Below are 24,724 nucleotides of genomic sequence, written 5' to 3'. Positions count from 1 at the left end.
AGCTCGAAGGTGATGTCCGGGATGACGACGCCGAGCGAGAGGGTCTTGATGCGGATCTTCTCGTCCGCGTTCTCGCGCTTGGTGTCCAGGAAGCGGTAGATGTCCGGGTGGTGCGCGTGCAGGTACACCGCACCGGCACCCTGGCGGGCACCGAGCTGGTTGGCGTAGGAGAAGCTGTCCTCGAGGAGCTTCATCACGGGGATGACGCCGGAGGACTGGTTCTCGATCTGCTTGATCGGCGCGCCGACCTCGCGGATGTTGGTCAGCGCGAAGGCCACGCCGCCGCCGCGCTTGGAGAGCTGCAGCGCGGAGTTGATCGACCGGCCGATCGACTCCATGTTGTCTTCGATGCGGAGCAGGAAGCAGGAGACCAGCTCGCCGCGCTGGCGCTTGCCGGCGTTCAGGAACGTCGGGGTGGCCGGCTGGAAGCGGCCCTCGATGATCTCGTCCACCATCTGGGTGGCGAGCTTCTCGTCGCCGCGGGCCAGGTGCAGGGCCACCATGCAGACGCGGTCCTCGTAGCGCTCCAGGAAGCGCTTTCCGTCGAACGTCTTCAACGTGTAGGAGGTGTAGAACTTGAACGCGCCGAGGAAGGTCTCGAAGCGGAACTTCTTCTTGTACGCGCGGTTGTAGAGCTCGCGGATGAAGTTCATCGTGTACTGGTCGAGGGTTTCGCGCTCGTAGTACTCGTTCTTGACGAGGTAGTCGAGCTTTTCCTCGAGGTCGTGGAAGAACACGGTGTTGTTGTTCACGTGCTGCAGGAAGTACTGGTGCGCGGCCTCGCGGTCGGCCTCGAACTGGATTTCCCCGTTGGGGCCGTAGAGGTTCAGCATGGCGTTCAGCTCGTGGTAGCCCAGGCCCTTGTAGGCGGCCGGCATCTCGTGCTTCTTCTCAACAGCGGCGGCGCCGGTGCCCGTGCCCGTGTTCAGGCCTGCGCCTTCAGTTACTGCTTTGTCTGCGACAGTCGTGTCCAAAACTCTTCCAATCCTTGTTGTACGCGGTTGACGTCTTCCGGCGTCCCCATGAGTTCGAAGCGATATAGGTGCGGGACCTTGCACTTGGCGGCGATGATGTCCCCTGCCATGCAGTAGTTGTCCCCGAAATTGGTGTTTCCTGCGCCGATCACTCCGCGGATCAGCTTCCGGTTGCCCGGATCGTTCAAAAACCTGATGACCTGCTTTGGAACAGATCCCTCTCCCCCGGTGCCCCCATAGGTCGGGAGCAACAAAACGTAGGGCTCCCGGGCCACCAGCGGAGCGTCCCTCGGGTAAAGGGGGATCCTGGCGGCCTCGACGCCCAGCTTCGCAACGAAGCGTGCCGTGTTTTCGGAGGTGGAGGAAAAGTAGATGAGCCGGCAGTGCGTTGTGGTGGCCGGTGCTGCAGTGCTGACCGCTTCCCCGCTGTCAGCCGTGGCAGCCACCCGATCTTCAGTTGTTACAGCCACGGTGGTCACCTCATCTACCGTGAATTCTTGCCTGGTAGCGGCGTCCCGGGCTTTTCAGGCGTCCGGAGCGTTTCAGGCTACAGCGACGGCGGCAGCCTGCGCCAGTTCTTCGATCTTGTCCGGGCGGAAACCTGACCAGTGGTCCTGGTCGGTGACGACAACGGGGGCCTGCATGTAGCCCAGGGACTTCAGGCGCTCAAGGGCTTCCGCGTCCTGGGAAATGTCGACGCTCTGGTAGGCGATGCCCTTCTTGTCCAGCGCGCGGTAGGTCGCGTTGCACTGAACGCAGGCCGGCTTCGTGTAAACCGTAACGGTCATGGTCCTGTCCCCTTTGTTGAAGTCTTCTGTGGAGCGCAATCCCGGCTCCGGATGTCCCGCGCTGATGCTCTGCTGGAACTGTATGTCGATACTACATGTAGTGCAAGAGCCTCATGCGGACCCCAAGATGATGTATTACAAGTATGTCATTTAACCCACCTTTAATCCACAGGAGGGTACCCTCCAAATGTCCGGATTTCCGCCATTTTGGCGGACGAAATCCACACCCTGTGGAGTAGTTAGCCACATTAATCACGCCCGCGTGTCGCACCGCAGACGGCGTGTCGCGCGCCGCCGCGGGGACCCGGATCGGTGGCGCCGGCCACTACATCTGGTGTCCGGGCACACGAAAGAGGCAGGCACCGTGGTGCCCGCCTCAAGCGATTCGTGATTGTTCTAACACCGGGGCTAGGAGGCGGAGTCGAGCACGATCTGCTGCACGTCGAGGTAGCCCGTTTCAAACCCGGCCCGGGAGTAGCAGAGGTAGAACAGCCACATCCGCTGGAAGACCGCGTCGAAGCCCATGGCCCCCACCTCGTCATCGCGGGCCATGAACCGTTCCTCCCAGAGCCGCAGCGTCTGGGCGTAATGCTCACCCATGGCCAGGCGTTCGCGGACGCGCAGTCCGGTCTGCTTCGCCGTGATGTCCTCGATGGCGCGGACGGACGGAATGACGCCGCCCGGGAAGATGTACTTGTGCACCCAGGTGTAGCTGGTGCGGGTGGCCATGAGCCGGTCGTGGGCGATCGTGATGGCCTGGATGGCCACCTTGCCGCCCGGGGCCAGGACCCGCTCGATGGTCTGGAAGTAGGTGGCCCAGTATTCGAAGCCGACGGCCTCGATCATTTCGACCGAGACGACGGCGTCGAACTCGCCCTCCACGGCGCGGTAGTCCTTGAGCTCGATCGTGACGGCGTCGGCGTAGCCGGCCTCGGCCACGCGCTGGCGGGCCAGTTCCTGCTGCTCGCTGGAGAGCGTCACGGAGTAGACGGTGGCGCCGCGGGCGGCGGCGCGCAGGGCGAGCTCTCCCCAGCCGGTGCCGATTTCCAGGACCCGGGTGCCTTCCTTCACGCCGGCCTTGTCCAGCAGCCGGTCAATCTTGGCCTGCTGCGCGGCGGCCAGCCCGTCCCAGGCCACGTGCCGCAGGGCGTCGCCGCTTTCCGGGAAGAGGGCGCTGGAGTACGTCATGGTGCTGTCCAGGAACGAGGCGAAGAGCTCGTTGGAGAGGTCGTAGTGCCGGGAGATGTTGGAGCGGGTGTTCTTCTCCGTGTTCCGTTCCCTGCGCGGCTGGCGCGGCAGGTACAGCCCGCGCAGCTTCTGCAGCGGCCCGGGAACGAGCGTGCCGACGCGGGAGGCAAACACCTCCATGACGGCGGTGAGGTCGTCGGCGTCCCAGTCGCCGGCCATGAAGGACTCGCCCAGGCCGATCAGGCCGCCGTCGCCGAGGCGGGTGGCGAAGGCATCGGGCCGGTTGATGGTCATGACGGGATAGCCGGCGGCCGACTCGTCAGAGGGACCTTTGCCCAATACTGTGCCGTCCGGGTACCGGACTTCCAGCGGCAGCCTGCGCACGGCCGCCTTGAAGATGGCGTCCGCAGCGCGTCCGGCCACACGGGCCTTGAGGCTCGAGGGCACCGTGGCGATGCTGGGCCAGATGGCGGCGTCGATGGTGGCGGGAGGCTGGGGAACGGTGTACGGCACCCTGCCGGTGACGAGCCCGCTGTTGACGGCGCTGCCGTTTACTGCGCTGCTGTGCGTGGTGCCCTGTGCCCGTCCCGTACCGGATCCGGTCGCTTCGGTCATTGTCACTGAACTGCCTCCTGTGAAGGGTGGTGTGGTTTTTTGATGATGGGCAGGCGGCGCGCCCACAGCTTGATGCCTTGCCAGCGGATCTGTGCCGCGACACGCAGCGGGGCCGCGGGTACGGCGAGCGCCGCGGACACGATGTTCCGCACGCTCGCTTCGTGCCGGACGCCGTCCATGGTGGCGATGAAGGGCTGCTGTCCCTCCCGTTCCAGGACGATCGATACGGCGAGCCGTTCGCCGGGTTCGGGGAGCTTCATGCGGTACTCGCCGTCGACGTCGTTGAACGGCGAGACGTAGAACGCCTTCGGGACGCTCGCCCTGCCCGTGGCGTCGGTTTCGAGGAGGTAGCAGTGCCGCTCCCCGTACGTGTTGTGGACCTCGGCGACGACGCCGCGCAACTCACCGGAGGCGCTATGGCACCAGAACACGCTCAACGGGTTGAACACGTGCCCGAACACCCGGGCGCTGGCAAGCATGGTGATGCGTCCGCCGTCGAGCTTTATCCCCTGGGTGGCAAGGTAGCTTTCCACGTTGCCGCGCAGGGTGCCGTCCGGATCGCCGAGGTGGTCCTCCACCCGGAATCCCGCCAGCGGCCGCAGCAGGCGCGGCAGCTGCGGGAGATGGTCGACGTCGACATACCAGCTGTAGCTGCGGTAGGTGAACGCGTTGCGCAGCGGAGTCCGCCGCACATGGGCGATGGCAGTGCGGTAGATGGCCGCGCCGTGGAGGGCGGCCGGATGGATGGTGGCCGGCGCGCTCATGGCACCTCCACCGTGGCCGGCTGAGCTGTGGCCGGCTGGACTGCGGCCGGGGCGAGGTCCGGGTCTACGGCCCCTGCGTCGATGTTGACCGTGCCGATGTTAACAGCGTCGCTGTTGACCGGGTCCCAGTCGCGGCCGAGCCGGGCGGCGGCCTTGAGGCCGGACAGGGCGCCGTCCTCATGGAATCCCCAGCCGTGGTACGCGCCGGCGAAGGCCAGCCGCCCGTCGCCGAGTCCGAGGATCCGCTGCTGCGCCGCCAGCGACTCCGGGGTGTACTGCGGGTGTTCGTAGACCATCCGGTCCAGGACCGTGGCGTCGTCGATCAGCTCGGATTCGCCGAGGCTGACGATGTACCGGCCGCCGTCGACGGGTTCCAGCCGTTGCAGCCGCGTCATGTCGTAGCTGACCAGGACCTTGTCCGGCCGGGCGTCGCAGGACGGCAGCCGGTAGTTCCAGGAGGCCTGGGCGTTGGGGCTGGCCGGCAGCACGGCCTCGTCACGGTGGAAGAGCGTCTGGTTCACCGAATACGGCATGCCGCCAAGGGCGGCCCTCTCGGCAGCCGAGGCGTCGGTGAGCATGCGCAGGGCCTGCGCCGGGTGGGTGGCGATGACGACGGCGTCAAAGGTCTCGCGCACGGTCCCGGCACCGAGCGCGGACGTGACGTCGACGCCGTCGGCGTGCCGGTGCACCGTGGTGACCGGGTTGGCGAGCCGGATGTCCGGCAGGGTCGCGGCGACCTTGTCGACGTAGCTGCGCGAGCCGCCGGTGACAGTCCGCCATTGCGGGGAGCCCTTGACGCCGAGCAGGCCGTGGTGGCCCAGGAAGGTGAACAGGTAGCGGGCCGGGTAGGCCAGCGCGGTGGTGGGGTCGCAGGACCAAACGGCGCTGACCACGGGGGTCATGAAGTGCGAGATGAAGTAGCTGCTGAACTTCTCCTGGGCCAGGAACTCCCCCAGGGTGAGCTCGTGTCCGGCGGCTGCCGTGCCTGCGGCGGGTTCGGCCAGCAGTGCGCGGGCCCGGCGGTGGAACCGGGTGACTTCCAGCAGCATCCGCAGGTAGCGGCCACGCAGCAGGGTGGACGGCCGGGGAATGATCCCGCGCCCCTTGGCCCGTGCGCCGGCGTATTCCAGCCCGCAGCCGTCGCAGCGGACGGACATGCTCATTTCGGAGTCCTGGGTTTCGACGCCGAGCTCGGCGAACAGGCGCAGGAGCGTGGGATACGTCCGCTCGTTGTGGACGATGAAGCCGGTGTCCACGCCCAGCGTGGGTCCGTTCTGCTGCGTCACATCGTGGGTGTGGGCGTGGCCGCCGAGCCGGGAGTCGGCCTCGAAGAGCGTTACCCGGTCCTGCCCGTTCAGCACGTACGCGGCGGTCAGCCCCGCCACTCCGCTGCCGATGACGGCGACGCGCCGGCCTGCCGGTATCCCTGCTGCTTGCGACACTGATCTGCTCCTGTTGTCTGGCCCGAAGTCTCTTATGGGCAATTCGATGCTGTCGGGTGGCCGGATGAGTATGAATGTGGAATTTTTAAGTTTTGCTGTCAGACCGTCGCCAGTGACGCCGTCATCTGCCACGTGAGCTGGGTTCCTCGGATTCTCCTGCATGGGCCCGGCCGCGCAGCGCAGACTTTCCGTGCGGACATTCAGGCAGACACATCAGCACGCAGACCGGCACGGCCGCCGGAGGGCCGGATATGCCACAATGAAGCGGGAATTCCGGTCCCGTCTCCGTGGACCCGCAACCAGGCGAAGGGCAGCCTTTGATCAACCCCGTCCATCTCCGGACCCTTGTGGAAGTGATCCGGCTTGGCTCGTTTGCGGCCGCCGCCACCCGGTTGGGCTACACGGCTTCGGCCGTCTCCCAGCAAATGTCGGCACTGGAACGCGACACCGGCGTCACCTTGTTCCAGCGCGCGGCCCGCAGCATCCAGCCGACCGAAGCCGCCGTCGTCATGACCCGGCACGCCGCCAAGGTCCTGACGGACATCGAGACGCTGATGGCCGCCGCCTCCCGGGCGCAGGAGAGTCCCAGCCAGGAGCTGCGGCTGGGCATCTTCCCGAGCCTCGCCACCTATGTGCTGCCGCCGATCCTGCAGAACCCGGCCTGGAAGAAGCTCGGCATCGACCTGCGGGTCTCGGTCGCGGAGCCGGCCCAGACCATCCAGGGGCTGCGGACCGGCGGCGAACTCGACGTCGCCCTGGTGTACCAGGTGGGACAGTCCGGCCTCGCCTGGCCGCACACCGTGGACCGGCAGTGGATCGGCGACGACGACTTCCGCGTGGTGCTGCCGGCAGCCTGGGGCATCGGCACGGATTCCAAGGTCGCCGCGCCGCACCTATCGGACATGCCCTGGATCATGCACCACCCCGGCACGTCCGACGCCACGGTGATTGAACGGCTCTTCGCGAGCTGCAACCTGCACCCCCGCGTGGTGGCCTACAGCGATGACTTCCACGCGAGCCTGGAGATGGCCGCCGCCGGGCTCGGCGCCGCCTTGGTCCCCGACCTGGCCTTGCGGCACCGGCCTGCCGGGGTGGTGGTCCTCGATGTGCCGGAGATCCGGCTGGCACGGAATGTTTTCGCCCTGCTGATCAACGAGAAACGGACGGCCCAGGTCCAGCTCTTCGTGGAGCTGCTGGCCGAGACGATGCACCGGTCCGGGACCGCGCGAAAGGACTGAGCTGAAGCCCCCGTTAGCCCTGCGTGCGTTCAGCGCTTCCTGGCCCGCTTCCCGACCGGCGCCACCAGCGCGTCGATGATCCGGTGCTTGGTCCGGGTGTACGGCGGATAGATCAGTTCCAGCGTGTCCGGCCACAGCGGCTTGTCCAGGGTGGGGCGCTCATGCGAGAACGTCCGCACCGAATGTTCCCCGTGATAGGCCCCCATGCCGCTGCCGCCGACCCCGCCGAACGGCAGCCCGGGGACGGACAGGTGGGCCGCCGGAACGTCGAAGCACAGGGCCCCCGACGAGGTCCGCCCGGCGAAGGCGCGGCGCGTCTGCGGATCGTTGCTGAAGACGTAGAGTGCCAGCGGCTTGGCGCGCCCGTTGACCTCCTCGATGGCCTCGTCGAGCCCGTCCACGGGCACCAGTGGCAGCAGCGGTCCGAAGATTTCTTCCGCCATGACGGCGTCGCCGGGCGCCGGGCGCAGCAGGGTCGGCGCAAAGTAGCGGCTGGCGGCGTCGCGCTGTCCGCCGTGCACCACCGTGCTGGCGTCGGCGAGGGCCGCGAGCCGTGCGAAGTGGCGGTCATCGACTATCCGGCCGTACGACGGGCTCGCCGCCGGGTCCGGTCCGAAGAGCGCCGTAACGGCCTTGATCAGCTCGGCCTGCAGCGGCTCCAGGATCTCCTCCCGGGCCAGGACGTAGTCGGGTGCGACGCACGTCTGCCCGGCGTTCATGAACCGGCCCCAGGCGATGCGTTTGGCCGCCGTGGCCAGGTCCGTGGATGCATCGACGTAGGCCGGGGACTTGCCGCCGAGCTCCAGCGTCACCGGGGTCAGGTGCTCGGCCGCCGCGCGCATGACCACCTTGGCCGCGGCTTCTCCCCCGGTGAAGAAGATGTGGTCGAAGCGTTCGGCCAGGAGGGCGGTGGTCTCCGGGATGCCGCCCTCAACCACTTCGGCGGCGCCGGCCAGGTATTCGGGAATCCAGCGGGCCAGTACGGCCGACGTGGCCGGGGCATGTTCGCTCGGCTTGAGGACCACGGTGTTTCCCGCGGCCAGGGCGCCGGCGAGCGGGGCGAGCAGCAGTTGCAGCGGGTAGTTCCACGGCCCGATCACCAGCACCACGCCCAGCGGGGTGAGTTCGGTCCAGGCGCGGGCCGGCCGCACTGCCAGCGGCACCGGCACGCGGCGGGGCCGCAGCCAGCCTTCGAGGTGCCGCTCCAGGTGCGCCGCCTCGGCGTCCACGAACCCGATCTCCGCGAGCTGCGCCTCGGTGTGGTGCTTGCCCAGGTCGCGGGCGAGGGCTTCGGCGAAGTCCGCCTGCCGCTCCGCGAGCATGCGCCGAAGCCGGCGCAGCTGATCCAACCGCCAGGCGAGCGGGCGGGTGGTCCCGGCGTCGAACGCGGCCCGGGCACGGCCGACGGGTGAGATTACATGCTGCATCCGATCAATGTACAGTCATGCGGCCGTCCGCCGGTCCGGTACCGGATATTGCTCCGGTAGGGAAAACTCTTCAACGCTGGAATGGTCCGGTTTTCAGGACTATGTTGAAGATATGAACAAGGTAGCGAGCAAGCACTTCGGAGAGGTCGAGCTCAACCACGGACGGGAGCATAATCTCACCGCCACGCATGAGCTGGCGGGCCAGACCGTGGAGCTTGACCTGAACGTCAACGCGCATGACCATTTCGATGAAGCGGCCATGCATAAAGTTGACTACCGCCTGCGCTTTCTGCCCGAACTCGTGGACCAGGTCCGCGAAATGATCGCCGAGGAACTGGACCAGGAAGGCACCAGTCCCCAGGAGTACCGCCACTTCCATTGCAACGCGATCAAGGACGAACACCTCAAAAAGGTCTTCGGCGTCGAGGACAAGAGCCAGCTGACCGACGAGGTCTTCCTCAAGGCGCTCAAGCTCGGCCACGTGGGCATCTACCCCGGCCAGCCGGAACGCTACTTCGTCCTCGATTTCACGCTGGGCCAGCACTTCACCGACGAGGTCCTCGTCGCTTCCGCGGATGAGGACGGCGTCGTCGACGACGAAATCCTCTGGGAGTCCTGACCCGGGCATCCTGAGTCGCCGGTAGTCCTGCATCGACTGCTCCGTAGATGCCCTTCCGGGTGCTCAAAACGGCAGCTGCTCAGCAATCGATGATCAAGAAACGTACGACGCCGGCCGGTCACCTTGGAGGGTGACCGGCCGGCGTCGTTTGTGTGTGGAGCGGGCTCCTTGTCGGCTGCTTGCCTGGTGGCCTGTTACTTGGCGGCTGAGAGCAGTTCGGCTCGGACCGTCCTGGTGGCCGTGACGAGGTTGCGCAGGGACTCTTCAGTCTCGGCGTAGCCGCGGGTCTTCAGGCCGCAGTCGGGGTTGACCCAGAGCTGGCGGGACGGGACGTGCTTGACGGCGGTGCTGAGCAGTTCGGTGACTTCCTGTTCGCCCGGGACGCGGGGCGAGTGGATGTCGTAGACGCCCGGGCCAACGCCGCGGCCGAAGCCGTGGGACTCGAGGTCGTGGACGACCTCCATGCGGGAGCGGGCGGCCTCGATTGAGGTGACGTCGGCGTCGAGGCCGTCGATCGCGTCGATGATGGCGCCGAACTCGGAGTAGCACAGGTGCGTGTGGACCTGGGTGGCGTCCGCGGCACCTGCGGTGGAGAGCCGGAAGGACTTCACGGACCAGTCCAGGTACGCGGCCTGGTCGGCCTTGCGCAGCGGCAGGAGCTCGCGCAGCGCGGGCTCGTCCACTTGGATGACCTTGATGCCGGCGGCCTCGAGGTCGGCGATCTCGTCGCGGAGGGCCAGCGCCACCTGGTTGGCGGTCTCGCCGAGCGGCTGGTCATCGCGGACGAAGGACCAGGCCAGGATGGTGACCGGGCCGGTGAGCATGCCCTTCATCGGCTTGCTGGTCAGGGACTGCGCGTACTCGGCCCACTTCACCGTGATCGGGGCGCTGCGGGTGACATCGCCCCACAGGATGGACGGTCGGGTGCAGCGCGAGCCGTAGGACTGGACCCAGCCGTGGACGGTGACGTCGAAGCCTTCGAGGTTCTCGGCGAAGTACTGGACCATGTCGTTGCGTTCGGGCTCGCCGTGGACCAGGACGTCGAAGCCGAGCTCTTCCTGCAGCTCCACGACGCGCTTGATCTCGTCCTTCATGAGCTGCTCGTACTGCTCCGTGGTGAGGTCGCCGCGGTTGGCGCGGGCCCGGGCGGTGCGGATTTCGCCGGTCTGCGGGAAGGAGCCGATCGTGGTGGTCGGCAGCGGCGGCAGGTGCAGCGCCTTGTCCTGGGCTGCCTCGCGGACGGCGTAGGCGGAGCGGTTGAAGTCGGCGCCGGTCAGGGCGGCGGTGCGGGCCCGGACGTCGCCGCGGCGGACGCCTTCGGCCTCGGCGCGGGAGGCGATGACGCGGGTGGCCTCGTCGATGGCGGGCTGGACGGCTGCCTCGTCGGTCAGCAGACCGGCGAGGGTGACGACTTCAACGGCCTTCTGGTCGGCGAAGGCCAGCCAGCTGCGCAGCTGCTCGGAGAGCTGGACTTCCTCGTCGACGTCGTGCGGGACGTGCTGGGTGGAGGTGGAGGTGCTGATGGCCAGCTTGGCCACCGACTTTTTCAGTTCGGCGATCTTCTTCGCGGAAGCGGCGAGGTCGTTGCGCCAGATGTTGTGGCCGTCCACGACGCCGGCGACGAGGGTCTTGTTGCCCAGCGCGGCCAGGGCTGCGGCGGACGGGACCTCGCCCTTGAAGACGTCCAGGTGCAGGGCGTCGATGCCGGTGGCGGCGAGGGTTCCGAGCTGGCCGTTGAGCGCGCCGTACGGGGTGGAGACGAAAAGCTGCGGGCGCTGGGCCGCGGCGGCCAGGGCCTCGTAGGAACGGGCGACGGCGGCCTGGATTTCCACGGCCGGGGTGTCCTGGTCCACCACGAGGGCGGGCTCGTCGAGCTGGACCCAGCTGGCGCCGGCGGCGGCGAGCTTCTGAAGCAGCGCGGTGTAGACGGGGAGGATGTCCTCCAGGCGGGACAGCGGGCTGAAGCCGGCCGGGGCGTCGTCGGATGCCTTGCTCAGCAGCAGGAACGTGACCGGGCCGACGATGTACGGGCGGGTCTCGACGCCGTTGGCGAGGGCGTACTCGAATTCCTCGACGATCCGGTTCGAGGTCAGCGCAAAGTTGGTTTCCGGCCCGATTTCCGGCACGAGGTAGTGGTAGTTGGTGTCGAACCACTTGGTCATTTCCAGCGGCTGCTGGTCCTTGTTGCCGCGGGCCAGGGTGAAGTAGCCGTCGATGTCGAGCTGGCCCTGCGCGTTGAGGAGGTTCCCGAAGCGGGCCGGCACGGCGCCGAGGTGGGCGGCGGCGTCGAGCACCTGGTCGTAGTAGGAGAAGGTGCCGGGCACCGCGGCGGCTTCGGTCAGGCCCAGGCCCTGGAGCCGCTTGGCGCTGCCGAGCTGGATTTCCTTGGCGGCCGCGTCCAGGGCTGCGGCGTCGATCTTGCCGGCCCAGTAGGCCTCGACGGCCTTCTTGAGTTCGCGGCGGCGGCCGATGCGCGGGTAGCCCAGGATCGAGGCAGCCGGGAACGGAGTGGGGTTGGGGGTGTTCAGTGCAGTCATGGGAAGTCCTAAGTGTTGGTGGTGTGGTGCGGAGGGAAGTTGTGTTGTCTTGGCGCGGTCAGCTGGCGAGCTGGCGGCGGCTGGCCGTGTGCCGGTTTCCGCTGTTCTTGTTGCCACTGTGCCGGTTGCCGCGGTGCGGGCGGGGCAGCGCGAGTTTGTCCAGCACATCCAGTGCCGCGGCATGCTCATTGAACGTGTAGAGGTGGATGCCGGGGGCTCCGGCGTCCAGGGCTGCGTTGGCGAGATCAACGGTGGCGCTGACCCCGATCCGGGTCCGGTCGGCGTCGGTATCGGCAGCCGCGAGGCGTTCGATCAGTTCCGGGGCCGGTTCCACGCCGGTCAGTTCGCCGAGCCGGGCGAGCCGCCGGAGGCTGGTGAGCGGCATGACCCCGGGAATGATCGGGATGGTCACCCCGGCCCGGCGGGCCCGGGCGAGGAGGTCGGCGTACTGCTCGGTGTGGAAGAAGACCTGGGTGATGGCGAAGTCGGCGCCGGAGCGCTGCTTGGCCAGCAGGACCTCGACGTCGTGTGCCTCGCTCGGGGATTCCGGGTGCCGGGTCGGGTAGGCGGCGACGCCGACCGCGACCCTGCCGGCGCACAGCAGCGCCGAGCGGCGTTGCTCCACGCGGCGGATGAGTTCGATCAGGTCCTGGGCGTACCGGAGTGATCCCGGCGGCGGGGTTTCTCCATCCTTGGGCCGGTCGCCGCGGAGGGCGAGGATGCCGCGGACGCCGACGTCGAGCAGTTCGCCGATGATCTCCGCCAGTTCCTGCGGGGAATTCCCCACGCAGGTCAGATGGGCCAGGGGCCGGAGCGTCGTTTCCTGCACGAGCCGGTTGACGAGATCGACGGCGGTGCTGCGGTTCGAGCCGTTGGAGCCGTAGGTCACGGACACGTAGTCCGGGTCCGTGGCTTCCAGTTCGCCGATGGTGGTCCAAAGGGATTCCGCGGCTGCGGGAGACCTCGGCGGGAACAGCTCGTAGGACAGCGCAACAGGGGCCGCGCCGGCAAGATTGGGATGGGTATCGATAAGGCTTGGTGGTGACATTTGCGTCCTTGGCTTTGAACACTGCCGCCGGGAGATCCGGAATCCCGGAGGACCGGAACCAGAAACGGAAACTCCGTCGTCAGTGAATTGAGTTTGGGGAACACGGAGGGAACTTCAGCAGGGCGCAGCCGCGACTGTTACGCCTGATACGAAGTTGTCCGTGAGCAAATGTCAGGCCCACATGGGGGCACCCACACCCTCCTGGGCCGCCCGGGGGCAGCTTTCAGCGGAGGATCGCTGACACGTTACTGAGGTAACTTGTATAGAACTCTAAGGCCGGGCCGTGGGGCCCTTCAAGTCGGTCCCCGAATTAAGACGCACCTTTACGGCCGTTTGCGGCGCCGGGCAGAACAATGTTCGCCCAAGACGGCATTTTCGCCCCGCGCGGCTGCTCTCCCCAACGCACCCCGGCAGGACTATCCTGTTGCCATGATCCAGCTTCCAGCCAGCTACCAGCAGTACCTCGCCGGCAAGAGCGAGAGCTTCATCAACACCGTCCGGCCCGTGCTCATGCAGTCGGCCGCAGAGAGGTTGCACGGGGTCCGGATTCTCGTGCTTCCGCATGGCCACCAGGCGCATCTGGATGACACCATCCCGTATGGGACGGTGGTTGAGGACATCGACTGAGGCCCGGTTAGCCCCTGTCTAGTCGCCCAGGAGCAGCCGCTGGGAACGCGGGGCCAGCGTGTGTTCGAGCACCAGGCAGGCCGCACCGACGGCGCCGACGTCCTCGCCTACCCCCGTGCCCACGACTTCGATCCCGTGAATCCTCCGGGTGGCACTGTTCGCCTCAACCAGTCCGGGGACCAGCTCGAGGTAAGCCGCTGAGAGGCAGGTCCAGAACGGGCCGCCGAACACTACCCGGTCCACGTCCAGGGCGTTGGTGACGACCGACACCGCACGGGCCACGAGCACTGCGGACCCACGAATGATTTCCTTGGCTGCGTCGTTGCCGGCTTCGGCGATCGCGCACAACTCGGCGAAACGTTCCTGAACTGCCGGCGCGCTCCTGTCCTGGAGTGAACCATTCAATATCCCGGCTGCCTCAGCCTGCGCCACGAGGACCTGCGGAATGGCGGAGGACTTCACGCAGCCGTGTTGCCCGCAGTCGCAGAGGGCACCGCCCGGGTCGACGATGATGTGCCCGATTTCTCCGGCGTTGCCCGAGGTCCCGCGGACGACTTCGTCGTTGAGCACGATCCCGCAGCCGATCCCGGTCCCCATGTACATGAAGACGAAGCTGCCCTCGCCGCTGGGGCCCCCGGCCCAGGTTTCGGCCACGGCTGCGCTGGTGACGTCCTTGTCCATGAGTGTCGACAGGCCCGTGGCCTCCGCGAGGCCATCCCGCAGCCCCACGTGGTCCCAGCCCGGCAGCAGCGGCGGGTCCACGACGGCGCCCTCGTTGAGGTCGATGGGCCCCGGCGACGCAACCCCGAGCCCGGCGATCCGGTCCGGGTCCACCCCGGAGTCCAGGATGATTCTCTTGATTTCGCCCGCGATGGTGTCAATGACAGCCCTGGGGTCGGTGCCGGGCGGGGTGGTGATCCGTGAGTGCCGGACGACGGCACCGAGCAGGTCCAGCACGACGAACGTGAGGACGGCCGGGTCCAGGTGGACGCCCACGGCATACATCCCCGAGGGATTCAGCCGGAGCATGGTCCTGGGCTTGCCCGGCCCGGTGCCTTCCTTGCCTGCCTCGACGATCAGGTGCTGGTCCAGCAGGCGGCGGGAAATGTTGGAGATGGTCTGCGGCGAGAGTCCGACAATCTGGGCGAGTTCCACCCGGCTCAGCCCGCCCGGCGTGCGGCGGATGGCGTCGAGGATGACTGTGAGGTTGAAGTCGCCCATCTTCGGTAGGTTGGTCCCTCGCCTCGGCGAGGGTTGCCGGAACTCGGTCACTGATACCTCTAAACGTTTTGGCCACGCACAGCAGTTGTCAGAATCGTACGTTACGTGCAGGCGTGCGCCCACACTTGCGCTTTACCGACACAAAGTTTCTTGCGTCAAGGCCGCCGGGTGCTGGCCGTGACGGTGAATTTTGGATTCCTGCCGGCCTCGCGGGTGGGACCGATCAGCCGTTCCAGGGCCGGCCGGTAGTGCAGGTGGCTGTTGAACACGGTCCAGAGCTCCCCGCCCGGGGCAAGCACCCTGCCGGCCGCTTCGATCAGCTTGATCCCCGCGCCGGAGTGGACCGCCGCTTCCAGGTGGAAGGGCGGGTTGAGCAGCACCAGGTCCGCGCTGGCGTCCGGGAGGGAGCTCATGGCGTCGTCCTGAAGCACGTCGATCCGACCGTCCAGGCCGTTGGCCCGGGAGGTGGCCAGGGCTGAGTCGACGGCTGCGGCGGACCGGTCGGTCGCGGTGACGCGGGCGCCGGGGTTGGCGCGGGCGTACATCGCGGCGAGGATTCCGGTCCCGCAGCCAAGGTCGACGGCATGGGTGGCGTGCGGCATCCGGGGCAGGAAGTCCAGCAGGAACCTGGTCCCGATATCCAGCCCGGTGCCGGCAAAGACGGCGCCCCGGGCGCAGACCGTGAGGCCCAGTTCGTCGTTGACCTCAGTGACCGGGAAGGGCAGCGCGGCCGGGACCGGCCTGGGGTTCCGGGCCAGCAGGAGCCGTGATTTCTGCCGCGCCAGCTGGGGCTGGACATCCTCGAAGCAGCGCGCCAGGACGGCGTTCATGCCCAGGCTCATGTGTTTGACGCGTCCGCCCGCGACCAGCACCACCTCGGGCGCCGCGTAGCGGGCCACGGCGTCGGCGATTTCCTCAAGTTCCGCCAGGGACCGCGGCAACTGCAGCAAAACCAGGGAGGCTCCCTCCAGCAGTTCGGCACCCAACGGGAGCTGCTCGAAGCCGCCGTCGATGCCCAGGGCCTCGGCGTTCGCCCGCAGTGCCCGTTCACCGGTGATGAGGTCCTGCTGGACGCGCACGCCTTCCGCCCCGAGGGTCAGGGCGCCGAGGGTGAGGGCACCGTACCGGTCCCCCACCACCGCGAGCCTGCCCCCGGGCTGCAGCAGGCCGGCCGCGGGCATCTCCAGGGCAGAGTCGAGCAGGAGCCTGTCCGTGGCGTCCCAGGCCTGCAGGTTGTCGGCCTCGACGTCCGGGAATCTTCTCAGCCGGGCAAAGAGGGATTCGAAGCTGTTGTCCGCCACGCGCGTTGTGCCGCCGTTTCTTCTCGGGCTTGGGTATGGGTGCTGGCAGTGGGAGCCGGGTGTGAGGCCTCCCCCGGTGCTGCTCTGACCTGATTTACCTTTTAGGTCTTACGTTTTACGTTATACCGGACCGGGCCAGCAGGGTGCCGATTCCGGCGACGGCGGCCCGGCCGGCCCGGTTGGCGCCGATGGTGGACGAGGAAGGCCCGTAGCCGACGAGGTGCACCCGCGGCTCGCCCGCGACCTGGGTGCCGTTCATCGCGATGCCGCCGCCGGGTCCGCGCAGGTGCAGCGGGGCGAGGTGTTCGAGTTCGGCCCGGAATCCCGTGGCCCACAGGATGACCCCGGCGGCCAGGAAGCTGCCGTCAGCCATCCGGACCCCGTCGGGTTCGATCGCGGTGAACATGGGGTGCCGGTCCAGGGCGCCGCGCGCGGCGGCGGCGCGCAGGGCCGGGGTCCAGATCAGGCCCGTCACGGAGACGACGCTCTGCGGCGGCAGGCCCTGGCGCACCCGCTCCTCGACCAGGGCGACGGCGTCGTGGCCGGCCTGCCGGTCGAACGCGGCCTCGCGCCAGACCGGCACCCGGCGCGTGAACCATGTGGTGGTGGTGACCTTGGAGATCTCATCGAGCAGCCCGACGGCCGAGATCCCGCCGCCGACCACGATGACGTGCTGCCCGCGGAATTCGTCGGCGGAAACGTAGTCGGCGACGTGCAGCTGCCGGCCGCGGAAGCTGGCCTTGCCCGGATAGATGGGCCAGAACGGCCTGGTCCAGGTGCCGGTTGCGTTGATGAGGGCGCGGGCAGAGAAGCGGCCGCGGGAGGTTGCGATGCTCAGTCGCCCGGCGGGGTCATCGTCCTCGCGGCTCACCGACTGCACTTTGACCGGCCGCTCAATCGCGAGGCCGAGGTCGTGCTCGTACCCGCCAAAATAGCGGGTGAGGAAACTGGAGCTGGCCTCGGCGGGGTCCACATCGGGCTGCGGGATTCCCGGGAGATCGCTGATGCCGTTCACCGTGGCCATGAGCAGGCTCTTCCAGCGGTGCCGCCAGGCTCCGCCGGGCCCGTCCTCGGCGTCGAGCACGATGTACGTCCCGGCCGGTGGCGGGCCGGCCGCGTCAGCGCCGGCCGGGACGAAGCCGCGGCGCAGAAGATGGTAGGCCGCCGACAGGCCCGCCTGGCCGGCGCCGACCACGACGACGTCGGCGGCCCGCACCGTCTCTGCGGTCACGGTCGCGTCCCCGGTCAGATCTTCTTGACGACGCTGGACTTGAGCTGCATGGGACCCACGCCGTCAACCTTGCAGTCGATGTCGTGGTCGCCAACACCGTTGACCAGGCGGATACCGCGGACCTTGGTGCCGACCTTGATGACGGTGGAGCTGCCCTTGATTTTCAGGTCCTTGACCACGGTGACGGTGTCGCCGTCGGCGAGGACGTTGCCCACCGCGTCCTTGATGACGGCGGCCGCAGGGGCGTCGGCCTCTGTGTCAGTCTCCGCGGATGCGGACCATTCGTGCGCGCACTCCGGGCAAACCAGGAGCGCCCCCATTTCGTAGGTGTATTCGCTGGAGCATTCGGGGCACGGAGGCAGGGAATCGTTCACCCAACCAAGTTTAGTCGCCGCCTGTGCCCGCCCGTGTGCCCGCCCGTGTGTCCGCCCGAATTCTCGCCACTTTTTCTCGCCCCTTTTTCCCGCCGCTGGCGGGGCGCCCTAGAACGGGTTCAGCAGGCGGTCCACGAACTGCCGCGTGCGTTCCTCCCGCGGGTCCCGCAGAACGGTATCGGGGTGGCCGCGTTCGACCACCACGCCGCCGTCCATGAAGATGACCTCGTCGGCCACCTGACGGGCGAACGCGAGCTCATGGGTGACCACCACCATGGTCCAGCCTTCGTCCGCGAGTTCCTTGATGACGGCCAGGACCTCGCCCACGAGCTCGGGGTCCAGCGCAGAGGTGGGCTCGTCGAAGAGCAGCAGTTGCGGGCGCAGGGCGAGGGCACGCACAATGCCGACGCGCTGYTGCTGGCCGCCGGAGAGCTCGAACGGGTAGCTGTTCTCCTTGCCGGTCAGGCCGACGCGGGCCAACAGGTCCCGGGCCTCCTGGATCGCATCCGCCTTGGGCCGCTTCTGCACCTGGACCGGGCCCTCGATCACGTTCTCCAGGACGGTCTTGTGCGGGAAGAGGTTGTAGTGCTGGAACACCATGGCGCTGCGGTCCCGCAAGGCCAGAACCTGCTTCTTCGCCACCGGCGTGGCAAAGTCCACGGTCAGTTCCCCCGCGAATTCGGCGACGCCGGCGTCGGGCACTTCGAGGCCGTTCAGGCAGCGCAGGACTGTCGTCTTTCCTGATCCGGACGGCCCGATCAACGTGACCACTTCGCCGCGGCGGACTTCAAGGTCGATGGATTTGAGCACAACATGGTGGCCGAACGACTTGCGCAAGCCGGTGACGGTCAGGAGCGGCTCGTCCGGGACAGGAACGTCAGAGGGTTGCGGTTCAGTGGGCGACATAGCGGTCCAATCTCTTCTCCAGGGCGGACTGTCCGCTGGCGAGAACGAGGCAGATGATCCAGTAGATCACGGCCGCCTCCAGATACAGCAGCATGAACTCCTGGCTGAAGGCCGCCACCTGCTGCGCCACGCGGAACAGTTCGGTGACGAGGATCAGCGACGCCAGCGACGTGTCCTTGACCAGGCTGATGAAGGTGTTCGACAGCGGCGGAACCGAGACCCGGGCGGCCTGCGGCAGGATGATCCGCACGAGCGTCTGCCGGCGCGACATTCCGATGGTGTGGCCGGCCTCCCACTGGCCCTTCGGAACCGACAGGATGGCCGCCCGGATGACCTCCGCGGCATAGCCGCCGACGTTCAGGGAGAACGCGATGATGGCGCTGGGCCAGGGGCTGATGGTGATTCCGACGGAAGGGAGCCCGTAGAAAATGACGAACAGCTGGACCAAAAGCGGGGTTCCGCGGATGACGGAGATGTAGGTCCGCGCCACCGCCGAAACCAGGCGGTTGCGGCTCAACCGCATGAGGGCCACCACCAGTGCCAGCAGCAGGCCCAGGCTGAACGAGGCCAGCGCCAAGGGAATGGTGCCGAAGATCGCACCCGTCAGGAGCGGGCCCAGCGATGACCACACGAGTTCCCAGTTGATGCTCATGCCCGGACGCGGCGTTTCTCTGCGGCTTGCACAGGGCTACTTCGAGACGTCGGCGTCGAAGTACTTCTGGGAGATCTTCGTCAGCGTGCCGTCGGCCGCCAGCTCGCCGAGCGCCTTGTTGATGGCATCGGTCAGGCTGGTGGATCCCTTGCGCAGGGCGAACGCGCTCAGCGACTTGTCGGTGGTCTCGGCGGCAATCTTGATGCCGGCGTCGTGGTCGGTCTTCTGGGAGTCCAGGTAGGTCAGCTTGTCGTTGATGGTGGCATCGACGCGGCCCTGCTTGAGCAGCGTGATCGCCTGCGCCCAGCCCTCCACGGCCTCGACATTCGCGCCGCTCTGCTGCGCCAGCTTGTACCAGTTGCTCGTCAGGGACTGCGCCGTGGTCTTGCCCTTGAGGTCGTCAAAGGAGTGGATGCTGTCGTTGTCCGACTTCGTGACGATCACGCCGGTGCTCACCGTGTACGGGGTGGAGAAGTCGTACTTCGCCTTGCGCTCGTCGGTGATGGAAACCTGGTTGGCGACGACGTCGAACCGTTTGGCGTCGAGGCCGGCAAAGATGGCGTCGAACTGCGTCTCCTGGTAGGAGGGCTTAACGCCCAGCTTCGCGGCGACGGCGTTCATGATCTCCACGTCGTAGCCCGTCAGTTCACCGCTGCCGTTGGCGTGGAACGTGAACGGCTTGTAGGTGCCTTCCGTGCCGACCTTGAGCACGCCTGCGCTCTTGACGTCGCTGAGGGAGGTGTCCGCACCGGCTGCCGGCGCTGAGCTGGCCGGGGTGGTGGACGCCGACCCGCAGCCTGCCAGGGCGAGTCCTGCAGCAGCGATGAGGCCAATAACGGAAAGTCGTGTGCGCTTCATGATGTTCCTTAGTCGTGGAGCCGGAAATGGCCTTCCAGCTAAGCCGCATGGCGGCTGTCTCCTAGCGACGATAGCAAGGTCCAGCTCAGGGTGGAGAGCCTAAATGACAGTTTATGACGTCCAGTCATGAGACGGTCTTGACGGATGCGGCTTTCGAACTCCCGCATAGCTGCGGAGGGTACGAAAAAGGGAACCACCGCCTAGCGGTGATTCCCTTTCTGGTGGAGCTGAGGGGACTCGAACCCCTGACCCCCTGCATGCCATGCAGGTGCGCTACCAGCTGCGCCACAGCCCCTCATTTGCCTGGAAGTTTCGTCCTCCCTGAAGCAACCTGAATAGCCTAAACCACAAATCGCGTTCGCGCTAATCGGCGCGCTGACTCATGGAACAGGGTGCGGAACAGGGCACAAAAAAATCCGCCGGAATCTTTCGATTCCGGCGGATTATCCGGTGGAGCTGAGGGGACTCGAACCCCTGACCCCCTGCATGCCATGCAGGTGCGCTACCAGCTGCGCCACAGCCCCGAATTTTCGCTGCTCCGAGCATGTCTTCCGACGTGCGATGTTCCGGTTTTTTGTCCGGATTTCTCCGAAGCAACTCAAATATCTTAGACCGGCCCTCCGGAAAATTCCAAATCGCGCATATTCGGCTCGGTTTAGCGTCCGGAGGTGGCCTGAACGCGGGGGCTACTCCGTGTCGGTGCCGGCGGTGGCCTTGGCGGAGGCGTCGTCGCCGAGCTGCAGATCGACGACGGGGCAGTCCTTCCACAGGCGCTCGAGGGCGTAGAACACGCGGTCTTCCTCGTGCTGGACGTGGATGACGACGTTGGAGTAGTCCAGCAGCACCCAGCGACCGCCGGAGCGGCCCTCGCGGCGGACGGGCTTCTGGTCAAACTTGGAGAGCTCGTCCTCGATGCCGTCCACGATCGCGTTGACCTGGCGTTCGCTCGGGGCCGAGGCAATCAGGAAAACGTCGGCCAGGGCCAGCCGTTCGCTGACGTCCAGGGCCACGATGTCCTCGGCAAGCTTCTCCGAGGCAGCGCGGGCTGCGTGGCGGGCGGTAGTGATGGATGAATCGGTTGCAGTCACGGGACTCCTTGTAGTGATGAAAAATTATGGTGTTGAAAATGTGGCGCCAGTGGCGGCCTGAGACCTAGTGGGCCAGCCCGGTGACGATCAGCGTGATGCCGGCGATGAGGGCAACGATCCCCACCGCCAGGACGCCGAGCTGGAGCATGCGCAGGCGGCGCGCCCGGCCGAGCCCGGCGGTAGCGGCATCCAGGGGTTCGAGCCCGTAGGCGGCATTCGCGGCTACGGGTTCCCCGCCGACGAGTCTTTCCTCGGCCTCCCCCGCCGAATTTGCCGCGTTTGCCGCGTTCGCAGCGTTTGCCGCGTTTGCAGCGTTTGCCGGCCGTGCCGTTCCGGCTTTTGCGGCTGCTTCCGCACGGGCCAGGACGCCGGCCCTGCCAGCGGCAGAACCCGTCGCGGGACCTGCGGCCTTCTGGCGGGAGATGCCCGGTCGCCGCAGGCCGGGTTTCCGTGGCGTGTCCACGCGCGGACCCGGGTTGGTGACAACCGGAACGTACGACGTGGCAGGGCGCTTCATGACGGGCCGCTCCACGCCGGGAACCTTCTCGAATTCCAGGGGTGTGACCATGGCCAGGTTGTTGGCCGTGGTCGGATCGTTGCGGGGCGCCGCCGGCTGGCTGTTTTGTTCGGCGAGCTTCTGCTTGGCGGCGGCGCGGCGGTTCAGGATCGCGGCACGCTCGGCGAGGGCGATCTGCTCGGCCAGGACGGCCGGATCAACGGCATCCGGATCCGTGGCCGCAATGTGTTCCATCTTGGCCACTTGGTTCTTGGCCTGCTCCGCGAGGAGTTCGCGGGCGGCCAGCGCCTGCTCCACGGTCATGCCCTCGGGCGTCGCCCCGCCCGGTCCGGCGCCGTCGGCCGCGGGAGCCTTGGGCGCAGCGGGGGCCTTGGGCGCCGAGGCAGCCGCGCCAGCGGGGGCCTTGGGCGCCGGGGCCGCGTCCTTCGCGGCGGCGTCCTTCGCGGCCGGGGAAACCACCGGGGTGGCCCGGGTCCGCGGCGACACCGGGACAATAGTGTTGGCCTGGGTAGCCGGGGCCGTTTCGGTCGCCAGCTCCAAAAGCCTCAACTGGCGTCGCGTGGGCGGTCCTCCGCCGGCCAGCTGGCCTTCCTTCTCTGCGAGTTCCTTGATGGTGCGCAGCGCGGCGCGGTCCCGTGCCCGGACCTGGGAAGACCGCTCCGTGCCAGCGGGCACAGAATCAGCACGCACAGAGTCCACCGGGGCGTCGGCAACGCGACGGCTCCGGCCGGTGATTTCGGCCTCCGTCGGCTCGCCCGGGCCCGGAGTGTCCAGACGTTCATCTCTGGCCTGCCGCAATTCGCGGCGGCTGCGGATGGGAGGCTGTTGCTGACTCATGGCAAACTCATTCAGTGCTGGCTGGTTGGGTTATCTCAAAGGCTGGATCGTGCTGTGCGGAGGCAGTCCCGGCCGCGCCGTTTCCGTCGTTGGCGGTCGCGGCGTGTCCGGCTTCGAGGCGATCGGCGTTGGGGCTGGCGTGGTACAGGCCGTACTTGGCGATGTACTGGACCACCCCGTCCGGTACGAGGTACCAGACCGGGTTGCCTTCGGCCACCCTCGTGCGGCAATCCGTGGAGGAAATGGCCATGGCCGGGACCTCCAGGAGGCTGACGTCTTTGCGGCCCATGCCGTCCAGGACGTGGCCTGGCCGGGTTACGCCCACAAAGTGCGCGAGGGACCAGAGTTCATCGATGTCTTTCCAGGACAAAATCTGGGCCAGGGCGTCTGCGCCGGTGATGAAGAACAGATCGGCGTCCGGACGCAGGGTCCGCAGGTCACGCAGGGTGTCGATCGTGTAGGTCGGTCCCGGACGGTCCACGTCCACCCGGCTCACGGTGAAGCGCGGGTTCGAGGCCGTGGCGATGACTGTCATGAGATACCGGTGCTCGGCTTCGCTGACCTTCTTGGCCATCTTCTGCCAGGGCTGGCCGGTGGGCACAAAAACGACTTCGTCGAGGTCGAACTTGGCCGCGACCTCACTGGCCGCGACAAGGTGTCCGTGGTGGATGGGGTCGAACGTGCCACCCATCACACCCAGACGCAGGCGGCGCTGGGCGCCGCGCTGCTTCGTGGGGGCGGAAATATTAGTGACCTTGACCGTGATCGTGCTTGTTCGGGTGCTGGCGGTGCGGGTCCGCGTGCTCCTCGACAGCCACGTGGCGCCGGCCCAGGTTGGAGTAGGACAGGGTGATCATCAGCAGGACCACCAGGATCGCGAACATGGTGCCGCCAATGACAAACGGCGGTGCAATGAGCGGTGCGAGTTCCTCGTGGCCCGATTCGCCGGCGGCGGCGACGAAAGTGGCGATCTGCTGCGACAGCATGTTCTCCCCTAGTGAGTTCAAAATTTGACGACAGCGGAGGTGTCCGCCGTTCCGGTCTTCCGTTCCATGTTACAGCGTTGCTAGCCCCGGATCTGGCCCTCGCCCTGCACGATCCACTTGGTTGTGGTCAGCTCGGTCAGTCCCATGGGGCCGCGGGCATGGAGTTTTTGGGTGGAAATGCCCACTTCGGCGCCGAGGCCGAGCTCGCCGCCGTCGGTGAAGCGGGTGGAGGCGTTCACGATCACGGCGGCCGAATCGACCTCGGCGATGAAGCGCTCGGCGTTGGCGAGGTCGTTGGTCAGGATCGCTTCGGTGTGGCCGGTGGACCACTTCCGGATGTGCCTGACGGCCTCGTCCAGGCTGTCCACCATGGCCACGGCGAGGTCCAGGTTCATGTATTCGGTGGCCCAGTCGTCTTCCGTGGCCGGCACGGAGTGGACCGAGGCCGGCAGGGCGGCGCGGATGCGCTGGTCCACGTGCAGGGTGACCCCGGCAGCCCGCAATGCGGCGGCGACCGCGGGAAGGACGGTGGACTTGGAGTGCACCAGGAGCGTTTCGACAGTGTTGCAGACGCTGGGCCGCTGGGTCTTAGCGTTCAGGAGGATGTCCACGGCCATTTCCTCGCTGGCGGAAGCGTCCAGGAAGATATGGACGTTGCCTTCACCGGTCTCGATGACCGGCACGGAGGAGTTCGTCACAACGGCCTGGATCAGCTCGCGCCCGCCGCGGGGAATGAGCACGTCCACCCGGCCGCGCGCCCGCATAAGCGCGTTGGCGCCGTCGCGGCCGTATTGGTCCACGGTCTGGACGGCGTCGGCGGGCAGGCCCACCGATTCCAGCGCATCCCGGAGGATGGTGATCAGGGCGGCGTTGGTGGCAGCGGCGGCGGATCCGCCGCGCAGGATGACGGCGTTGCCGCTCTTGAGGGCCAGTCCGGCGATGTCGACCGTGACGTTCGGGCGGGCCTCATAGATCGCGGCCACCACGCCCATGGGTACGTTGATCTGGCGCAGGCGCAGCCCATTGGGGAGGGTCTGGCCCCGCACGACGTTGCCGACGGGATCGGGCAGGGTGGCGAGGTTTTCCAGTGCGGCGGCGAGGGCCGTGATGCGTGAGTCGGTCAGCGTCAGGCGGTCCAGCAGGGCGGCGCTGGTGCCGGCGGCCCGGCCGGCCGCGACGTCCTTGGCGTTGGCGGCCAGGATCTGGTGCTTGTGATCCACCAGCGCCTTGCCGACGGCGCGCAGGCCCCGGTCCTTCCAGGCCCGGTTGGCGCGTGCCATCCTGTGGGCGGCGTGGCGTGAGCGGTCTGCGACCGCGTGGACGGCTGCTTCGGTCTCCGTTGCCGTGCCCGGGACCGCTGCCGGATCCGGTACCGCGGCGAACCCTTGGGCGGGCGCGGCGTTGTCGGCAGGAACGGTGCCGGCAGGCACATCAGTCACGGTAGCGGAAGTCAGGGCCTCAGTCATGCTTCCAGTTTAGGCGTCGG

Annotated in this window: 24 protein-coding genes and 2 tRNA genes; 3 read left to right on the top strand and 23 right to left on the bottom strand. The window is 67.4% G+C overall.

Annotated features, from left to right (window positions below; genetic code table 11):
* The 6 genes from AC1D1W_RS09360 to AC1D1W_RS09335 all read right to left on the bottom strand — a co-directional run.
* The coding region (locus tag AC1D1W_RS09360) for a ribonucleotide reductase N-terminal alpha domain-containing protein (protein WP_476943517.1) at nt 1-878 on the bottom strand (878 nt) is incomplete at its 3' end.
* A gap of 65 nt (nt 879-943) precedes the next feature.
* Nucleotides 944-1,348, bottom strand: coding sequence for a class Ib ribonucleoside-diphosphate reductase assembly flavoprotein NrdI (gene nrdI, locus AC1D1W_RS09355; protein ID WP_476943516.1), 405 nt, complete (start codon nt 1,346-1,348; stop codon nt 944-946).
* A gap of 168 nt (nt 1,349-1,516) precedes the next feature.
* On the bottom strand, nt 1,517-1,762 hold the full coding sequence (nrdH, locus tag AC1D1W_RS09350; protein ID WP_018773329.1) for a glutaredoxin-like protein NrdH: 246 nt from the start codon (nt 1,760-1,762) through the stop codon (nt 1,517-1,519).
* 408 nt (nt 1,763-2,170) lie between these two features.
* A complete protein-coding gene (locus AC1D1W_RS09345) occupies nt 2,171-3,571 on the bottom strand; it encodes a class I SAM-dependent methyltransferase (protein ID WP_476943515.1) in 1,401 nt (466 codons plus the stop codon).
* The gene (locus AC1D1W_RS09340; protein ID WP_243177246.1) at nt 3,568-4,329 is read right to left on the bottom strand and encodes a DUF1365 domain-containing protein; all 762 of its coding nucleotides are present in this window, start codon (nt 4,327-4,329) and stop codon (nt 3,568-3,570) included. Before AC1D1W_RS09340 ends, AC1D1W_RS09345 begins: the two co-directional genes overlap by 4 nt.
* Nucleotides 4,326-5,771: an NAD(P)/FAD-dependent oxidoreductase gene (locus AC1D1W_RS09335; protein WP_476943514.1), complete on the bottom strand. Its 1,446-nt coding sequence runs from the start codon at nt 5,769-5,771 to the stop codon at nt 4,326-4,328. The genes AC1D1W_RS09340 and AC1D1W_RS09335 overlap by 4 nt, the downstream gene beginning before the upstream one ends.
* Nucleotides 5,772-6,088: 317 nt before the next feature.
* Here AC1D1W_RS09335 and AC1D1W_RS09330 point away from each other — a divergent pair, with 317 nt between their 5' ends.
* Entirely contained in the window at nt 6,089-7,009 is a 921-nt protein-coding gene (locus tag AC1D1W_RS09330; RefSeq protein WP_476943513.1) for a LysR family transcriptional regulator, read from the top strand.
* A 29-nt stretch (nt 7,010-7,038) separates the two neighbouring features.
* On the opposite strand, the gene AC1D1W_RS09325 is transcribed toward AC1D1W_RS09330, so the two are convergent.
* On the bottom strand, nt 7,039-8,436 hold the full coding sequence (locus AC1D1W_RS09325) for an aldehyde dehydrogenase family protein (protein ID WP_476943512.1): 1,398 nt from the start codon (nt 8,434-8,436) through the stop codon (nt 7,039-7,041).
* A gap of 112 nt (nt 8,437-8,548) precedes the next feature.
* Between AC1D1W_RS09325 and AC1D1W_RS09320 the strand changes: the two genes are divergently transcribed.
* Entirely contained in the window at nt 8,549-9,055 is a 507-nt protein-coding gene (locus tag AC1D1W_RS09320; RefSeq protein ID WP_026537142.1) for a DUF2004 domain-containing protein, read from the top strand.
* 194 nt (nt 9,056-9,249) lie between these two features.
* Here AC1D1W_RS09320 and metE read toward each other — a convergent pair whose 3' ends face one another.
* Entirely contained in the window at nt 9,250-11,592 is a 2,343-nt protein-coding gene (metE, locus tag AC1D1W_RS09315; protein WP_476943511.1) for a 5-methyltetrahydropteroyltriglutamate--homocysteine S-methyltransferase, read from the bottom strand.
* Nucleotides 11,593-11,650: 58 nt separating this feature from the next.
* Nucleotides 11,651-12,640 (bottom strand): methylenetetrahydrofolate reductase, encoded by a 990-nt coding sequence (locus AC1D1W_RS09310; protein ID WP_476943510.1) that lies wholly within the window; start codon nt 12,638-12,640, stop codon nt 11,651-11,653.
* A gap of 429 nt (nt 12,641-13,069) precedes the next feature.
* Here AC1D1W_RS09310 and AC1D1W_RS09305 point away from each other — a divergent pair, with 429 nt between their 5' ends.
* On the top strand, nt 13,070-13,267 hold the full coding sequence (locus tag AC1D1W_RS09305) for a hypothetical protein (RefSeq protein ID WP_018773338.1): 198 nt from the start codon (nt 13,070-13,072) through the stop codon (nt 13,265-13,267).
* A gap of 18 nt (nt 13,268-13,285) precedes the next feature.
* Here AC1D1W_RS09305 and AC1D1W_RS09300 read toward each other — a convergent pair whose 3' ends face one another.
* The 14 genes from AC1D1W_RS09300 to AC1D1W_RS09235 form a co-directional block, all read right to left on the bottom strand.
* Nucleotides 13,286-14,488 (bottom strand): ROK family transcriptional regulator, encoded by a 1,203-nt coding sequence (locus AC1D1W_RS09300; RefSeq protein WP_043436509.1) that lies wholly within the window; start codon nt 14,486-14,488, stop codon nt 13,286-13,288.
* A gap of 155 nt (nt 14,489-14,643) precedes the next feature.
* Nucleotides 14,644-15,789: a class I SAM-dependent methyltransferase gene (locus tag AC1D1W_RS09295; RefSeq protein ID WP_243177241.1), complete on the bottom strand. Its 1,146-nt coding sequence runs from the start codon at nt 15,787-15,789 to the stop codon at nt 14,644-14,646.
* A gap of 115 nt (nt 15,790-15,904) precedes the next feature.
* Entirely contained in the window at nt 15,905-17,020 is a 1,116-nt protein-coding gene (locus AC1D1W_RS09290; protein WP_243177240.1) for an NAD(P)-binding domain-containing protein, read from the bottom strand.
* Between the two features lie 14 nt (nt 17,021-17,034).
* Nucleotides 17,035-17,394, bottom strand: coding sequence for a zinc ribbon domain-containing protein YjdM (locus AC1D1W_RS09285; RefSeq protein ID WP_028277874.1), 360 nt, complete (start codon nt 17,392-17,394; stop codon nt 17,035-17,037).
* Between the two features lie 108 nt (nt 17,395-17,502).
* Nucleotides 17,503-18,300 carry an amino acid ABC transporter ATP-binding protein gene (locus AC1D1W_RS09280; RefSeq protein WP_476943509.1) on the bottom strand — a complete coding sequence of 266 codons (798 nt, stop codon included), beginning with the start codon at nt 18,298-18,300 and terminating at the stop codon, nt 17,503-17,505.
* Entirely contained in the window at nt 18,287-18,952 is a 666-nt protein-coding gene (locus tag AC1D1W_RS09275; protein WP_018773344.1) for an amino acid ABC transporter permease, read from the bottom strand. Before AC1D1W_RS09275 ends, AC1D1W_RS09280 begins: the two co-directional genes overlap by 14 nt.
* A gap of 36 nt (nt 18,953-18,988) precedes the next feature.
* Complete coding sequence (locus tag AC1D1W_RS09270; RefSeq protein WP_476943508.1) at nt 18,989-19,810, bottom strand: amino acid ABC transporter substrate-binding protein; 822 nt, start codon at nt 19,808-19,810, stop codon at nt 18,989-18,991.
* Between the two features lie 219 nt (nt 19,811-20,029).
* Nucleotides 20,030-20,105 (bottom strand) — tRNA-Ala (locus AC1D1W_RS09265).
* Nucleotides 20,106-20,261: 156 nt separating this feature from the next.
* A tRNA-Ala gene (locus AC1D1W_RS09260) sits at nt 20,262-20,334 on the bottom strand.
* Nucleotides 20,335-20,496: 162 nt separating this feature from the next.
* Nucleotides 20,497-20,898 carry a ribosome silencing factor gene (gene rsfS, locus AC1D1W_RS09255; RefSeq protein WP_018773346.1) on the bottom strand — a complete coding sequence of 134 codons (402 nt, stop codon included), beginning with the start codon at nt 20,896-20,898 and terminating at the stop codon, nt 20,497-20,499.
* 64 nt (nt 20,899-20,962) lie between these two features.
* Complete coding sequence (locus AC1D1W_RS09250) at nt 20,963-22,252, bottom strand: hypothetical protein (protein WP_476943507.1); 1,290 nt, start codon at nt 22,250-22,252, stop codon at nt 20,963-20,965.
* A gap of 7 nt (nt 22,253-22,259) precedes the next feature.
* Nucleotides 22,260-22,943, bottom strand: a complete 684-nt coding sequence (gene nadD / locus AC1D1W_RS09245; RefSeq protein ID WP_476943506.1) for a nicotinate-nucleotide adenylyltransferase — start codon at nt 22,941-22,943, stop codon at nt 22,260-22,262.
* A 55-nt stretch (nt 22,944-22,998) separates the two neighbouring features.
* Entirely contained in the window at nt 22,999-23,238 is a 240-nt protein-coding gene (locus AC1D1W_RS09240) for a hypothetical protein (RefSeq protein WP_476943505.1), read from the bottom strand.
* An 80-nt stretch (nt 23,239-23,318) separates the two neighbouring features.
* Nucleotides 23,319-24,704, bottom strand: coding sequence for a glutamate-5-semialdehyde dehydrogenase (locus AC1D1W_RS09235; protein WP_476943504.1), 1,386 nt, complete (start codon nt 24,702-24,704; stop codon nt 23,319-23,321).
* Nucleotides 24,705-24,724 lie beyond the last annotated feature (20 nt).

It is taken from the genome of Arthrobacter sp. P1_B4 (assembly GCF_056406555.1).
Note: the sequence above shows the minus strand (reverse complement) of the source record. Positions and strands in the feature narration are given on the sequence as shown.